Raw genomic sequence first — 13592 nt, 5'->3', positions numbered from 1 at the left:
GGGCCATTTCTCAACAACTGAGAATTGGTCCGGGTCCGGTCGGCATTACATCATGCCGCCCATGCCTCCCATTCCGCCCATGCCACCCATGTCCGGCATACCGCCGCCGGCGCCTTCTTCTTCCGGCTCGTCCGCAATCATCGCCTCAGTGGTGATGATCAGGGAAGCCACGGAAGCGGCTGCCTGCAGCGCGGAACGGGTCACTTTGGCCGGGTCAAGGATACCCATTTCCAGCATGTCACCGAACGCTTCGGTAGAGGCGTTATAGCCATAGGCACCTTCGCCTTCCATGATCTTGTTCACAACAACGGAGGCTTCACCACCGGCGTTGGTCACGATCTGGCGCAGCGGAGCTTCCATGGCACGGCGCAGGATGTTAACGCCCGCCTTTTGCTCTTCGTTGATGGCGTCAACCTTGTCCAGGGCCGCGATGGCGCGAATCAGGGTGACACCGCCGCCCGGCACAATGCCCTCTTCAACCGCAGCGCGGGTGGAGTGCAGAGCGTCTTCAACGCGGGCCTTCTTCTCTTTCATTTCCACTTCAGAACCGGCGCCAACCTTGATGACGGCTACACCGCCAGCCAGCTTGGCCACGCGCTCCTGGAGCTTTTCCTTGTCGTAGTCGGAAGAGCTGTCTTCAATCTGCTTACGGATCTGCTCAACGCGGGCTTCGATATCACCCTGAGCACCAGCACCGCCAATAATGGTGGTGTTTTCCTTGGTGACGTTGACACGCTTGGCAGTACCCAGGTCATCAATGGTGGTGTTTTCCAGAGACAGGCCGACTTCTTCGGAAATAACAGTGCCGCCAGTCAGAATAGCGATGTCCTGCAGCATTTCCTTGCGGCGGTCACCGAAGCCGGGTGCTTTTACAGCATTTACTTTCACAATGCCGCGCATATTGTTCACGACCAGGGTCGCCAACGCTTCACCTTCGATGTCTTCAGCAATAATCTGCAAAGGCTTACCAGCCTTGGCCACAGATTCCAGAACGGGCAGAAGCTCACGGATGTTGGAGATCTTCTTGTCAACCAGCAGGATGTACGGGTCATCCAGTTCGGTGGACATGTTTTCCTGGTTGTTGATGAAGTACGGAGACAGGAAGCCACGGTCAAACTGCATGCCTTCCACTACGTCCAGCTCGTCTTCCAGGCCACGGCCTTCCTCAACGGTGATTACGCCTTCCTTACCCACTTTCTCCATCGCGTCTGCGATGAGCTGGCCGATGGTCTCGTCGCCGTTGGCGGAGATCGTGCCTACCTGGGCAATGTTGCGGCTGTCGTCACAGGGCTTGGACAGGTCACGGATGGCCTGTACTGCTGCGATTGTCGCCTTGTCGATGCCACGTTTGAGGTCCATCGGGTTCATGCCGGCAGTAACGGCCTTGATGCCCTCACGAACAATGGCCTGTGCCAGAACGGTCGCAGTGGTGGTGCCGTCACCGGCGGTATCGTTGGCCTGGGAAGCAACTTCCTTGACCATCTGGGCACCCATGTTCTCGAACTTGTCTTTCAGCTCGATTTCCTTGGCGACGGATACGCCGTCCTTGGTAACGGTCGGTGCGCCAAAGGACTTGTCCAGAACCACGTTACGGCCTTTCGGGCCCAAGGTTACCTTAACTGCGTCCGCCAGGATGTTGACACCCTGAACCATGCGTTTACGGGCGCTGTCACCGAATCTAACGTCTTTTGCTGCCATGTCATCTATTCCTGTTCGTTAAACCCAATTCAATCGTTCAATCGGATTGCTGCGTAACCGAGCGCTTACTCGAGAACGCCGAAAATGTCGTTTTCGCTCATGATGAGCAGGTCTTCACCGTCAACCTTAACGGTGTTACCGGCGTACTGGCCAAAGACCACGGTGTCACCCACCTTTACCGCCAGCGCACGGGTTTCGCCATTGTCGAGAATACGGCCATTTCCTACGGCGATAACTTCGCCCTGGGACGGCTTCTCTTTGGCATTACCCGGCAGCACGATGCCACCAGCTGTTTTCTCTTCTTCTTCCTTACGGCGCACGACAACACGATCGTGTAGCGGACGAATGTTCATTGCTCGATATCTCCAATGTCAGGTTAGGTTTGGCAATGATGGTTGCGTTAAAAGCCGGAGCCTTTAACCAACTGTTTTACAGCGGTTATTAGCCCGCAGCGAACTTGTGAATCCTATGTGGGGGTGGCCGATGCGTTTTCAACACTTCGCCGAAAAAATTTTTCAGTTTTTTTTCGGTCGATCATCCTTCTGATCACTACCCGCTCGGCCATCGGTGTTCCGGTTCAGGCGATCGTAGTCCCGCTCGGTTTCGTCGCGGTATTCCCCTTCAATAATGTCATCGTTCCTGTCGAAAGGATTTTGACGCCCGAACGGCCCTTCGCTCCCCCCAAAGGGTCCCTGCCCCTGGAAAGGCCTCTGCTGGCCTGCGGTAAATGTGAAACCGCCGGATTGGCCGGCCACCACCATCCGTTTCAGGGCCTGGGCAGCGAACCAGTGGCGGGTACCCGGAATCAGACAAAGGAAACCGACGGTGTCAGTGACGAACCCCGGTGTCAGTAGCAGGGCACCGCCTACGGCCAGGATCAGGCCTTCCGCCACTTCCTTGGCCGGCAGCTCCCCACTATTGAGGCGCTGATTGGCCTTCAGCAGGATTGCCAACCCCTGTTGCCGCAGCAGGGCGGCACCAATGATGGCCGTCAAGAGAACGAGGCCTATGGTGTTCAGGGCGCCAATCATGGTGCCGACTTTGATCAGAATCGTCATTTCGACGATGGGCATAACAATGAATAGAAACAGAAAAATGCCCAAATGAGCCTCCCGGAGTGAACAGTAGTCTGGTTGCTGCGACCGTAAAAACCTCTGATATACTCGCCGCTTCCGCTAATGATTTACTTTAGGGCAAAACATGAAACTTCAAGATTCCGTGATTGCGATTACCGGTGGCGGCCAGGGATTGGGCCGAGCCATGGCTGAGTACCTGGCCGCAAAAGGCGCGCGCCTGGCGCTGATTGACCTGATGCCAGAGAAACTGGAGGAAGCCGCAGTTGCCTGTAAAAAAGCCGGTGGAGACGCCAGGATCTATGTTTGCAACGTTGCCAAGGAAGAAGATGTCGAGAGGACGTTTGAGGCCATCGTGTCCGATTTCGGCCAGCTTAACGGGTTGATTAATAACGCCGGTATTTTGCGTGATGGGCTGATGGTGAAGGTGAAGGACGGCCAGGTGGAGAAGCGGATGGAGCTGTCTCAGTGGCAGTCGGTGATCGATGTGAACCTGACCGGGGTTTTCCTGTGTGGCCGCGAGGCGTCAACACAGATGATCAGGAACGGCGATCAGGGTGTGATCATTAACATTGCGTCGATTTCCCGCGCTGGAAATATGGGCCAGAGTAACTATTCCGCTGCCAAGGCCGGTGTTTCCGCCCTGGTGCCGGTTTGGGCCAAGGAGCTTGCTCGCTATGGTATTCGGTGCATGGGGATTGCGCCTGGCTTTATCGAGACTGAGATGACGGCCTCGATGAAACCGGAAGCCCTTGAGAAGATGACGGCGGGTATTCCGCTGAAGCGTATGGGTAAGCCAGAGGAGATTGCGTCTGCGGCGGCGTTTATTTTTGAGAATGATTATATGTCGGGGCGGATGATTGAGGTTGATGGGGCTTTGCGGCTCTAGGGTTTGAGCTTTGCCTCCCCCCTGTTCCCTAGCCTGAGGGGGTTGGGGGCTGGCTAGGGGGTGGTGCTGAATTTTTCTTTGAAAAAGAACTCGCTTTGCTCGGACATCTTTTTCTGGCAGAAAAATTCAGCACCACCCCCTGCCCGACTTAACTCCGATGTGTATCCACACAAAAAATCTACGGACGCCAGCCGAACTGCTTCATTGATATTCGTCCATCTACCACAACGACTCCTTCCTCCCGCAAGCTTTGGGCTTGCGTTTCAAACGCCTCGCTGCCGATGGGAAACGCAATTTGTCCGTTGCTTCTGATCACTCGATACCAAGGGATGGAGTGCCCCTCTGGAAGCTTCCCCAAAGCTTTACCGATATACCTGGCCTGCCGGCCCAGGCCGGCCATATCTGCGATCTGGCCGTAGCTGGCTACTTGGCCAGCAGGGATAGCGGCGACAACCTGCCAGATTTTCTGGTCTTTGGTGGGTTCGGTCATGACGACTCAGCAGCTTCGTTTCGCGGTGCCAGGGCGTCCAGACGCTCGCCTTTGCGCATCAGGTATATGGCCAGCAGTATGGCGGGAACCCCCATTATGCCGGCGACCAGGAAAAATTCCGCGTAACCGAATCCGGCAACGACGATGCCGGAGAAGCCACCGATGAATTTTCCGGGCAGTGTCATCAGGGAGCTGAACAGGGCGTATTGGGTGGCGGTGAAGGCCGCGCTGGTCATGCTGGACAGCCAGGCAATGAGGGCAACGTTCGCGATACCGCCACTGAGGTTGTCGGCGCTGACCACCAGCGCCAATGTGACAATATTGGGCGGATATTGCGCCAGCACTACGAATAGCAGGTTGGTGGCTGCGGTCATGATGGCGCCGGCCAGCAGGATGCGACGCACGCCGTACCTTACTACGAGAACGCCGCCCACCAGCGAACCGGCGATGGTCATGAAGAAGCCGAAGATTTTGGTGACGTCGGCCACCTGGGTTTTGGAGAAGCCCATGAAATCCAGGTAGAAAGGGTTGGCCATTACCCCCATGGCGATGTCGGAGATGCGATACACTGCGACCATCACCAGGATCATGATGGCGAGCTCTTTATAGCGTCGGAAGAAATCCAGGAAAGGCCCTGCAATTGCGGCGTAGAACCATCCGATGAACCGAGCCAGGCGAGGGTTTAGGTGGGTTCGTTTGCTCGCTTCGTGCTCAATTTTGTCGGCGATGTCCTGTGCGGCTGCATAATGATTGACGCTGGGCTCCCGCACGATGAGCACCGTCGCCATGCCTACGCCAACAAGTAGCGCCATGACTTCGTAAGACACCTGCCAGGACCAGAATTCCGCAAGATACAAGGCCCCGGCCCCGGCGACCAGCAAAGCCAGCCGGTAGCCGAAGATATAGGTAGCCGCCAGCGCGGCCTGCAGGCGCTCTTCTGCGATTTCGATCCGGTAGGCATCAATCGCCACGTCCTGGGTGGCCGACGAAAAAGCCACCAGTAAACCGCAGAATGCCATCATTTCCGGTGCCACTGTGGCGTCCACGTGGGCCATAAGGTACAGGCCCGTTGCGATGCCCGCCTGGGCCAATAATATCCAACTCCGGCGCTTGCCCAGCAGCCTGTCGAGAAGCGGCAATTTCAACCGGTCCACCACCGGTGCCCAGAACACCTTGATGGAATAGGTTATGCCCAACCAACTGAAAAAACCGATGGTGGCCGTTTCCACTCCTACGTCCGCCAACCTTGCGTTCAGCGTGGAAAACACCAGCAGAAATGGCAGGCCGGCTGAAAAACCGAGAAACAACAGCGCGACAACCTGCCAGCGCGTGTAGGTGTGGAGGGTTTCCTTGAGCAGTGCCAGGGTGTTGCCGGATAAGATGGTATTGCTCCCGGTTCAGTCGCGGAAATTGTTGAACTGCAATGGGATATCCAGTTCCGCTTCCTTCAGCAGGGCGATGGCTGTCTGCAGGTCGTCACGCTTTTTCCCTTTTACCCGAACCTTGTCACCTTCAATGCTGGCCTGTACTTTGAGCTTGCCGTCCTTGATCATTTTGACGATTTTCTTGGCCATGTCGGTTTCGATCCCCTGCTTCAATTGCAGGTGCTGTTTGACCAGCTTGCCGGCTTTGCTCTCGCCGTCTTCAGACAGCGCCCGGGAATCGATATTGCGCTTGGCGAAGGCCATTCGCAGCATGTCCATTAACTGCTCCAACTGGAATTCCTGCTCAGCACTGACGGTGATGCCTTTGTCGTCCAGTTCGATGTCCGCGTCCACGTTCTTGAAGTCCCAGCGATTGCCCAGCTCGCGCTTGGCCTGGTCCACGGCGTTGGTCACTTCGTGCATGTCGATTTCAGAAACAATGTCAAAAGAGGGCATGATGTGTTCTCACTTTTTACAATTATCCACGTCAGGGCACGCACAAAACGCTATACTGGTGCCCTTCTGATTGCGCAAGGTGCCAAAGCATACCAAGACCGGGCCGGCACCGCATCTGACAATGGACTGGTGAGTAGTAGATAACAATGCCGAATCTTGATCTTCCCATCCTCGTAGTAGACGATGCCAAATTCAGCAGCATGGTCGTGGGCCGAACCCTCCGTAATGCAGGATACCGCGACGTACGAATCGCCAACAATGCCCCTGCCGCGCTTGAATTTATCGACCAGCGCCCGGTCAGTGTGTTGATTGCCGACTGGCTGATGCCGGAGATGGACGGGCTGGAACTGACCGATCAGGTTCGCCAGCAGGATGAGCAGAACAACCACTATACCTACGTGATCCTGCTCACCGCCCGGGAGAGTGTGGAGGCGCTGTCAGAAGCATTCGACCGGGGCGTCGACGACTTCATCTATAAGTCGGACATGACCAAACAGCTGATTCCACGGATTTTCGCAGCCGACCGCATGGCGGATCGCCAGAACACCCTCCTGCGTGCTAATTCCCTGTTGATCGAGAACAACCGCGAACTGGAAAGCAGCAACATCATTGACCTTGAAACAGGTCTCTGCAATAACCGCTATGCCCGGAACAAGCTGGGTAAATGCCTGCGGCAGGCAGAGTCCCGTGGTGGCGCCTCTTCCTATGTGCTGTGTGGCATCCGTAACTGGCAGGAACTCAAGCGCAAGCATGCGCCCTCGGTGATGAGTGATTTGGCCGTTGGCATCGCCCGACGCCTGAGCAATCTGATCCGGCCCATGGATTCCCTGTGCCGCGTGGGCGACAACCAGTACGCAATCATTGCCCACTTCCCAAACAGCGACCATTGCTCCACAACAGCCTTTCGCCGCGTATTTGACGGCATCAACCATAAAGCCCTGAAGACCACTGCCGGTTATATTTCCGTTGAAGCGGGGATGGTGCTTTGCAGTGCGGATGCCCAAAACGGCACCCCCTCGGTCCAGGAGATGGAGCGTGCGGCGGTTCAGGGCCTGGTGGATGCGTATGAGACCCGGCGGTTTACCGAGACGAGACCGGAGCTGGAGAAAACCTGACGTGGAGTGTCGGATTACGCTACGTAACACTGCGACACACATCACAAACAGACTTCCATCAGCGAAAGCCCTATTCTGCAATTGTGGATTTAAGCAGTATCCCCCATGGCGGAGGAGCCGTGTAGTACCTCCGCCGCCAAATGGGGAAAGTCCACAGAAGTAACGAATTTTTCAGGCACTTTCGTTCTTTCCTTGTTTTTAAGCCAGCTTCTTAGCTGGCTTTTTTCTTTTCAGCTTCCGTTATACTGATGGCAACAATAACCCCAAGACGTTGCCGTAACCATGAAAACCCTCGGAACCGCCTCCGTAGCAGCCCTCAGACAATACGTTCGCGCCGCTGATGCACAGGGCCTGGATACCTCTGCACTGTTCACCAAAGCAGGGCTTGATTCATCGGTTCTTCAAACCGACGACGAGCGCATAAACGGCGAACAGTTCCAGGCGTTCATACGGCTTGTTTGCGAGGAAAGCCGCAACCCCATCCTCGGCCTGGAAACAGGCGACTTCGTACAACCGGGGTCCTACAGTGTTCTTGGATATATCACCATGAGCTCCGCCACGTTGGGTGAGGCCGTGGCACGCATTGCCCCGTTCGAGAAACTGGTCGGCGACATGGGCACCACGCAGATTGCAGGTAGCGGCGATCACATCAAACTGATCTGGTCCTGCAACTACACCGACCCGGTCGCCCGCCCCCATATGGTGGACAACGTCTTCGCCTCCTGGATCAACTACGCCCGCTGGTTGGCTGACAACAACACCGCCTCACCGGTGGAAGTCCACCTGGAACACCCTTCACCCGGCCCCGACCTGGAAAGCGCCTACACTGAACGCTGGGGCTGCCCGGTCCGTTTTCGTTCCGTAGAAGACGCCATTGTTCTGCACAAGGACCTACTGAGCATCCCCTTACGCCAGCCTGACCCCCTATTGCGCAAAACCCTGGAAGCCCACGCCCTCAGCCAACTGGCCACCCTGGACACCGACACAGCCCTCACCAACCGGGTAAAACACAGCATCCGCAAGCAATTGATGCACGGCATCACGCGCCAGGACATGGTCGCGGACCATCTGGGCATGACCAGCCGAACGTTGCAGCGAAAACTTAGCCAGGAAGGTGTTTCGTATCAGCAGTTGCTGGACGAAGTGAGACAGGCAATGGCCGAGGATTTTCTGACCAACAGCGACTTGGGGATTCCCGAAATTGCGCTCAGACTGGGATACAGCGAAACAACGTCATTTCACAGAAAGTTCAAAGCAGAAACGGGGAAGACGCCCGGAGAGTTCCGGGCGTCACGGGAGGCCAGTTAAAGCTTGCGGCCCTTGCCAGCCGCAATCCGCAACCGAAGCGCATTCAGCTTGATAAAGCCTTCTGCATCCTTCTGATCGTAGGCGCCCTGGTCTTCCTCAAAGGTCGCAATCTTCTCATCAAACAGAGAATCGTCCGACTTGCGGCCAACCACATCCACATTGCCTTTGTAGAGCTTCAGGCGCACGGTACCGTTTACATAGGTCTGGGTCTGGTCGATCAACGCCTGCAGGGCTTCCCGCTCCGGCGACCACCAGTAACCGTTGTAAATCACCTCCGCGTAACGCGGCATGATGCTGTCCTTCAGGTGCGCCACTTCGCGGTCCAGGGTGATGGACTCAATCGCACGGTGGGCGCGCAGCATGATGGTGCCGCCCGGGGTTTCGTAACAACCGCGAGACTTCATGCCCACATATCGATTCTCAACAATGTCGAGGCGGCCAATACCGTTCTCGCCCGCTACCCTGTTCAGGTGCTCGAGCACCTCGTGAGGCTTCATGGCCTGGCCATCAATCGCAACGATATCGCCTTTCTGATAAGTCACTTCGATGTAGGAAGGCGTGTCAGGAGCCGCTTCCGGAGACACACTCCAACGCCACATATCTTCCTCGGCTTCCGCCCAGGGATCTTCCAGGTTGATGCCTTCGTAAGAGATATGCAGCAAGTTGGCGTCCATGGAGTACGGGCTCTTGCCCTTCTTCTTTTCCACCGGAATGTTGCGCTCATCGCAGTAGGCCAACAACTTCTCACGGGAATTCAGATCCCACTCTCGCCAGGGTGCAATCACCTTCACACCCGGCTTCAGCGCATAAGCGCCCAGCTCAAAACGGACCTGATCGTTGCCCTTGCCGGTAGCACCGTGGGAAATGGCATCCGCGCCGGTCTCGTTGGCAATCTCGATCAAACGACGAGAAATCAGCGGACGTGCGATGGAGGTACCCAGCAGATACTCCCCTTCGTAGATAGTGTTGGCGCGGAACATCGGGAACACGTAGTCACGAACGAATTCCTCGCGCAGGTCCTCGATGTAGATTTCCTTTACGCCCAGCGCTTTCGCTTTCTCGCGCGCCGGTTCCACTTCCTCGCCCTGGCCGATGTCAGCGGTGAACGTCACCACCTCACACTCATAGGTATCCTGCAACCAGCGAACGATTACCGAGGTATCCAGGCCACCGGAATAGGCCAGAACCACCTTTTTAATATCAGACATGCCCTTGCTCCAGACTGAACAGAATGGATGTATCAAAAATAAGGGGCGTATTGTACGGGACAGCGGGGGGAATGGCTATTGGGTGGGGCGGGCAAGGTCGTTCTGCGAAGCACTGCGAGCTTCGCCATAGAAAATTCTGTTGAGCTCTCCGTCCGCGTTCATTGTCGCAATGGCGGCCTTAAACTTAAGGGCCACGTCCGGCAAGCTTGAAACCCGGGACATATAGAGCGCGCCCACTTGTTCGGGAACATGCACCGTGTACCTCAACATACTCGGGCTCAGCCCCTCCTCTGACAAGGTTTGCCGGAGGTTGTGTTCGCTGGCCAGTATGGCAGAAATTCTTCCCATCGAAAGCAGCTCAACCGCCTGGCGGATCGCGTTCACCGGCACTTTTGCAACGTTCGTGTCTCGCTCAAACGCATCGCCAAGATACGTGCCCCGAATATAGGCCACTTTCATGCCTTTCAAATCCGCAAGCGTGAGTGGGTAGGCCGTATCCGCCATCGCGGCCAGCAATATATTGACACGTGTGATTGTGGCCACATTGATGGCTTCGTTGTCCAGTTCGGGACTCTGAAACAAGATGGTGAAATTCGCATGGCCTGAGCGAAGTTCAACAATCGCACGACGCAGAGGTCTTAGCTGGGGTGAGACTGGCACTCCGGAGATTTCGGAAAGCCGGTGGGCGACTTCAAAGAGGCCGCCTCTGAACTTTCCATCATCGTCTTCGTAGGCCCAGGGCCAAACATCCGGTAAGGAAAAGATAACTGCTTCGCCAGGCGACAGAGAGTGCCCACTCTCAGCCGCAGATGCCGCTGACAAGGGCATCGATGACACAGCAATCAGCAACCATCCTATGATTCTCAATAGAAGATCTCGTGTTCACACCGCCTTTTGCTGCAGAGAGGTCGCTTCTTCGCGAATACCGTCCCAGCCGTCTTTAATCGAACGCAGTAGGTCAGCTACTTCATCGAGCTTGGCTATGTTGTTTTGGGCGTTGGCCTCAAATAACGTGCGCTCCATGTAATCATAGATTGATTCCAGGCGCGCCGCCAGATCACCACCCTTCTCGAAATCCAGGAAGCCACGGAGACCACCGATGATTTCAATCGCTTTGGAAATCAGCCGGCCTTTGCCCTCAAAATCCTTCACCTGCATTCTGGCCTTGGCCATGTTAATGCGTTCCAGGGCTCCGTTATAGAGCAACTGGATCAGCTTGTGTGGGTCCGCGTCGGTGATGCTGGTTTGGGTGTTTACGCGCTGATATGCCTGTAAACCGTTCATAGTTTGCCTCTTGCTTCAGGTTTCGGTCTTACCGGATCAGTTATCACGGTTGTTCTGAGGAGCGAGCGCAGCGAGCTGCTGGCTTACATACTCCCGAGTACTGTTGAGCTGGGAGATCAGAGAATCAGCAGCGCTGAATTGGGACACCAAACGCTCGCGATAAGAAGCGATACGCTCATTCAGCTTTACCTGCTCAGCCTGAATTCGCTCAAGCTCCTTATTCAAACCTTCAGTCCGGGATTCTAGCGCACCATCCGCACCAACAATGTTGGTTACCAGCTCAACAGTCCGCTCTGCGATACCCTCAATAAACTGTATGTTACCCCGACTACCGATCTGGTCGCCGGTAATTTTCACCTGGAGGCCGGAAGCATTTCCGTTCCCACTACCAAGGAACAAAATCTGTCCGTCACCTTCGGCGACACGACCATCAATGGTCCCTTCTATATCCACCCCAGCGGTTCCCGTAGCTACCGCCAAACCGAGGGCAGCACCATTTTCAACTGAAGTGACATTTACGTTCGATTCACTACCGTACTTGCTGGAGGTAAATGTAAGCTGCCCGCTTCCGTTCAGTGACACCTGAACAGAACCACCCGCCGCACTCAGAGCAGAGCTTGCGTTGATCTGGCTCTGAACCTGATCCACCAAATCTTGCGCGGTCGCATAAGTACCGGCAGCTAGCTTCAATGACACGCTGGTCTCTTCGTCAACCAACAACGTGAGTTCATCATTTGTGTCATCGATGGTGACATTGTCCGCCAGCGCCGCGTTGCCCGAAACTGAACCCCTGGTGGCCGCCTGGGTAACGTTAATGCCGTACGTGCCGGGCTCTGTGCTAATCCCGCTTCGAACAAACTCAACCTGAGCGTCTGAAGCCCGCCCCTGTTCAGCAAAAAGGGCGGTCACATCATCTGGATTGTTCTTAAGCTGCTCTTCAAGCTTGGTACGATCAAGCTCCAGATTGCCGGTTTCAAAATTTGTGGTAATGCCAGCATCGGCCAAACTACGGACTGAAGCGTTTTCAAGACCAGGTACAACCCGGGTGAGGACATTCCGGAGCTGATTCTGGATGCCACGAACGGTACTGTCGCCAGTTAACAATGCGCCCTGGCCAGTCTCGGCATTGAACCCTGAAAGTCCCTTGATCACCGACTGCAGGCCATTGAATTTATCAACAAAACCTTGCACCCGGTCGGCAACGGCCCCGAAATCCTGCTCGACCTTGACGCTTGAAGTCACGCCTTCGGTCTTCAGCTCGAAGCTCAGACCATCAATGACATTTTCAATGTTGTTGGTCGCGCGGGTAATCTGAATGCCATTGACTTGTACCACCGCATCCTTCGCCGCGATGGTCTCCGTCAAATTATTGGTTGTTCCGTCGAATACAAATTGTGACAGTCCAACGGCATCGGTATTATTGCCATCATCGTCGGTTGCGATAATCGACACTGCATTAGCGATACCGGTTTCCTCAGCAGACATCACCAGGCGAAAGCCGGAGCCGGTGTCGATAACACCTGCCGTTACACCTATGCTGGCATCGTTAATCTCATTGGCCAGACCTTGAAGGGTGTTGTTGGTTCCATCAATGGTCAGAACTTTGGATTCGTCACCAACTTGCAACGTAAGAGACCCCGTACCAATTCCAGTGGTGTCTTTATCTGCAAAGGTGCCGGAAGCCAGCGACTGTGCCTGGGCGAGGCTATCTACCTGGACCGTGTAAGAGCCACGGCTGGCCTTACTATCATCCAGTGTTACTGCAACGTCTTCATTGGAAGAACTTGCGGAGAACGCCGTCATGTTATCGGGAGCGCTCAGCTGCCGCATTGGCAACCGTAATTCAGTGATAGCACTGCGCAATGTGCCGTAGGCGGACAAGAGCGCTTCGGTACGCTGAGTCTTAAATTCCAGCCGGCTTTCCGTGGGCTTGCGCTCGGCAGACACGAGCTGATCGACGAGGTCTGAACTCAGAACTCCTGACCCAATACCTAGCGATGATATAGCCATAACATTGCCTCCTCAGGAAGGCGCTCTCTTCATTTAAGAGCTTAACGGCCGAAAGCGGCAAAACTTTGCCTCAAACTTGGCCATTTTTGTAACAGAGTGTGCGTCCAACTTAACGCAAAACACCTCCGAACCATCAGGTAAGGCGGTGCCGAATACACGCTTTCAACTCTAGCGCTTAAGCCTGGGCTTTTACACTTCGATGTTGAGGAGCGTCAGCGGTTCATCCTGCTGCAATTTTTCTGCCAACCTCAAAGCTAGTTCATCGGGAATCTGCCGAATCACTTCCTGGGTCTGCTGATCCACCACGCGGACAATCGTTGCACCGCGCTCGTTATCAACTTCAAACTGCAGATCTCTCTGCACGTTCTGTACGAAGTCATTCAGTTGCGACACCGCAGCATCCAGCTCCCCTCTTGGGCTCTCGCTCCGGTTTTGAAGCCTTTCAGCTTTGGAAACCTCCTGAGCCTGAGAAACAGCGAGACTGTCAGTACCCTTTCCTTTTGATGGAGCAGCTAGGTCGGAGTCATTCCTGGCCTCGGCCTGAGATGACGAAATTGCCCGTGCAGGCGCTTGCTCACTGATTCGAACCTGCTTCAGATCCGGGCCATTCAGGTTAACGTCATTCATAGCTCACCTC

Annotated in this window: 14 protein-coding genes; 3 read left to right on the top strand and 11 right to left on the bottom strand. The window is 55.3% G+C overall.

Features of this window, described 5'->3' with window-relative positions:
* Positions 1-45 precede the first annotated feature (45 nt).
* The 3 genes from groL to AC13D2_RS12540 form a co-directional block, all read right to left on the bottom strand.
* On the bottom strand, positions 46-1698 hold the full coding sequence (gene groL, locus AC13D2_RS12550; protein ID WP_036210097.1) for a chaperonin GroEL: 1653 nt from the start codon (positions 1696-1698) through the stop codon (positions 46-48).
* A 65-nt stretch (positions 1699-1763) separates the two neighbouring features.
* Entirely contained in the window at positions 1764-2051 is a 288-nt protein-coding gene (gene groES / locus AC13D2_RS12545; RefSeq protein ID WP_292047544.1) for a co-chaperone GroES, read from the bottom strand.
* Positions 2052-2213: 162 nt separating this feature from the next.
* Positions 2214-2801, bottom strand: a complete 588-nt coding sequence (locus tag AC13D2_RS12540; protein ID WP_482938712.1) for an FxsA family protein — start codon at positions 2799-2801, stop codon at positions 2214-2216.
* A 97-nt stretch (positions 2802-2898) separates the two neighbouring features.
* Here AC13D2_RS12540 and AC13D2_RS12535 point away from each other — a divergent pair, with 97 nt between their 5' ends.
* Positions 2899-3660 carry an SDR family oxidoreductase gene (locus AC13D2_RS12535; protein ID WP_292047542.1) on the top strand — a complete coding sequence of 254 codons (762 nt, stop codon included), beginning with the start codon at positions 2899-2901 and terminating at the stop codon, positions 3658-3660.
* Between the two features lie 178 nt (positions 3661-3838).
* Here AC13D2_RS12535 and AC13D2_RS12530 read toward each other — a convergent pair whose 3' ends face one another.
* The 3 genes from AC13D2_RS12530 to AC13D2_RS12520 are packed head-to-tail and all read right to left on the bottom strand — an operon-like array spanning position 3839 to position 6030.
* Complete coding sequence (locus AC13D2_RS12530; RefSeq protein WP_482938711.1) at positions 3839-4150, bottom strand: MGMT family protein; 312 nt, start codon at positions 4148-4150, stop codon at positions 3839-3841.
* Positions 4147-5508, bottom strand: a complete 1362-nt coding sequence (locus AC13D2_RS12525) for an AmpG family muropeptide MFS transporter (RefSeq protein WP_482938755.1) — start codon at positions 5506-5508, stop codon at positions 4147-4149. The genes AC13D2_RS12530 and AC13D2_RS12525 overlap by 4 nt, the downstream gene beginning before the upstream one ends.
* Positions 5509-5547: 39 nt before the next feature.
* Positions 5548-6030: a YajQ family cyclic di-GMP-binding protein gene (locus AC13D2_RS12520; RefSeq protein ID WP_269400033.1), complete on the bottom strand. Its 483-nt coding sequence runs from the start codon at positions 6028-6030 to the stop codon at positions 5548-5550.
* A gap of 146 nt (positions 6031-6176) precedes the next feature.
* Between AC13D2_RS12520 and AC13D2_RS12515 the strand changes: the two genes are divergently transcribed.
* Together AC13D2_RS12515 and AC13D2_RS12510 are read left to right on the top strand one after the other, a co-directional pair.
* Positions 6177-7145 carry a response regulator gene (locus tag AC13D2_RS12515; protein ID WP_482938710.1) on the top strand — a complete coding sequence of 323 codons (969 nt, stop codon included), beginning with the start codon at positions 6177-6179 and terminating at the stop codon, positions 7143-7145.
* A 282-nt stretch (positions 7146-7427) separates the two neighbouring features.
* Positions 7428-8453 (top strand): AraC family transcriptional regulator, encoded by a 1026-nt coding sequence (locus AC13D2_RS12510; protein ID WP_420389111.1) that lies wholly within the window; start codon positions 7428-7430, stop codon positions 8451-8453.
* On the opposite strand, the gene AC13D2_RS12505 is transcribed toward AC13D2_RS12510, so the two are convergent.
* The 5 genes from AC13D2_RS12505 to AC13D2_RS12485 form a co-directional block, all read right to left on the bottom strand.
* Complete coding sequence (locus AC13D2_RS12505) at positions 8450-9661, bottom strand: argininosuccinate synthase (RefSeq protein ID WP_292047534.1); 1212 nt, start codon at positions 9659-9661, stop codon at positions 8450-8452. The two genes, AC13D2_RS12510 and AC13D2_RS12505, sit on opposite strands and share 4 nt — an antisense overlap.
* 75 nt (positions 9662-9736) lie before the next feature.
* The gene (locus AC13D2_RS12500; protein ID WP_482938709.1) at positions 9737-10528 is read right to left on the bottom strand and encodes a substrate-binding periplasmic protein; all 792 of its coding nucleotides are present in this window, start codon (positions 10526-10528) and stop codon (positions 9737-9739) included.
* Positions 10529-10543: 15 nt separating this feature from the next.
* Positions 10544-10945 (bottom strand): flagellar export chaperone FliS, encoded by a 402-nt coding sequence (gene fliS, locus AC13D2_RS12495; RefSeq protein ID WP_482938708.1) that lies wholly within the window; start codon positions 10943-10945, stop codon positions 10544-10546.
* 36 nt (positions 10946-10981) lie between these two features.
* On the bottom strand, positions 10982-12955 hold the full coding sequence (gene fliD / locus AC13D2_RS12490) for a flagellar filament capping protein FliD (protein WP_482938707.1): 1974 nt from the start codon (positions 12953-12955) through the stop codon (positions 10982-10984).
* Positions 12956-13144: 189 nt separating this feature from the next.
* Complete coding sequence (locus AC13D2_RS12485; RefSeq protein WP_482938706.1) at positions 13145-13582, bottom strand: flagellar protein FlaG; 438 nt, start codon at positions 13580-13582, stop codon at positions 13145-13147.
* Positions 13583-13592 lie beyond the last annotated feature (10 nt).

It is taken from the genome of Marinobacter sp. B-12 (genome assembly GCF_056857915.1).
This window is presented reverse-complemented; position numbering and strand designations above follow the sequence as displayed.

Coding starts and splice junctions, on each gene's coding strand:
- groL (WP_036210097.1), bottom strand. CDS start 1,698: ATGGCAGCAAAAGACGTTAGATTCGGTGACAGCGCCCGTAAACGCATG.
- groES (WP_292047544.1), bottom strand. CDS start 2,051: ATGAACATTCGTCCGCTACACGATCGTGTTGTCGTGCGCCGTAAGGAA.
- AC13D2_RS12535 (WP_292047542.1), top strand. CDS start 2,899: ATGAAACTTCAAGATTCCGTGATTGCGATTACCGGTGGCGGCCAGGGA.
- AC13D2_RS12530 (WP_482938711.1), bottom strand. CDS start 4,150: ATGACCGAACCCACCAAAGACCAGAAAATCTGGCAGGTTGTCGCCGCT.
- AC13D2_RS12520 (WP_269400033.1), bottom strand. CDS start 6,030: ATGCCCTCTTTTGACATTGTTTCTGAAATCGACATGCACGAAGTGACC.
- AC13D2_RS12515 (WP_482938710.1), top strand. CDS start 6,177: ATGCCGAATCTTGATCTTCCCATCCTCGTAGTAGACGATGCCAAATTC.
- AC13D2_RS12510 (WP_420389111.1), top strand. CDS start 7,428: ATGAAAACCCTCGGAACCGCCTCCGTAGCAGCCCTCAGACAATACGTT.
- AC13D2_RS12505 (WP_292047534.1), bottom strand. CDS start 9,661: ATGTCTGATATTAAAAAGGTGGTTCTGGCCTATTCCGGTGGCCTGGAT.
- fliS (WP_482938708.1), bottom strand. CDS start 10,945: ATGAACGGTTTACAGGCATATCAGCGCGTAAACACCCAAACCAGCATC.
- fliD (WP_482938707.1), bottom strand. CDS start 12,955: ATGGCTATATCATCGCTAGGTATTGGGTCAGGAGTTCTGAGTTCAGAC.
- AC13D2_RS12485 (WP_482938706.1), bottom strand. CDS start 13,582: ATGAATGACGTTAACCTGAATGGCCCGGATCTGAAGCAGGTTCGAATC.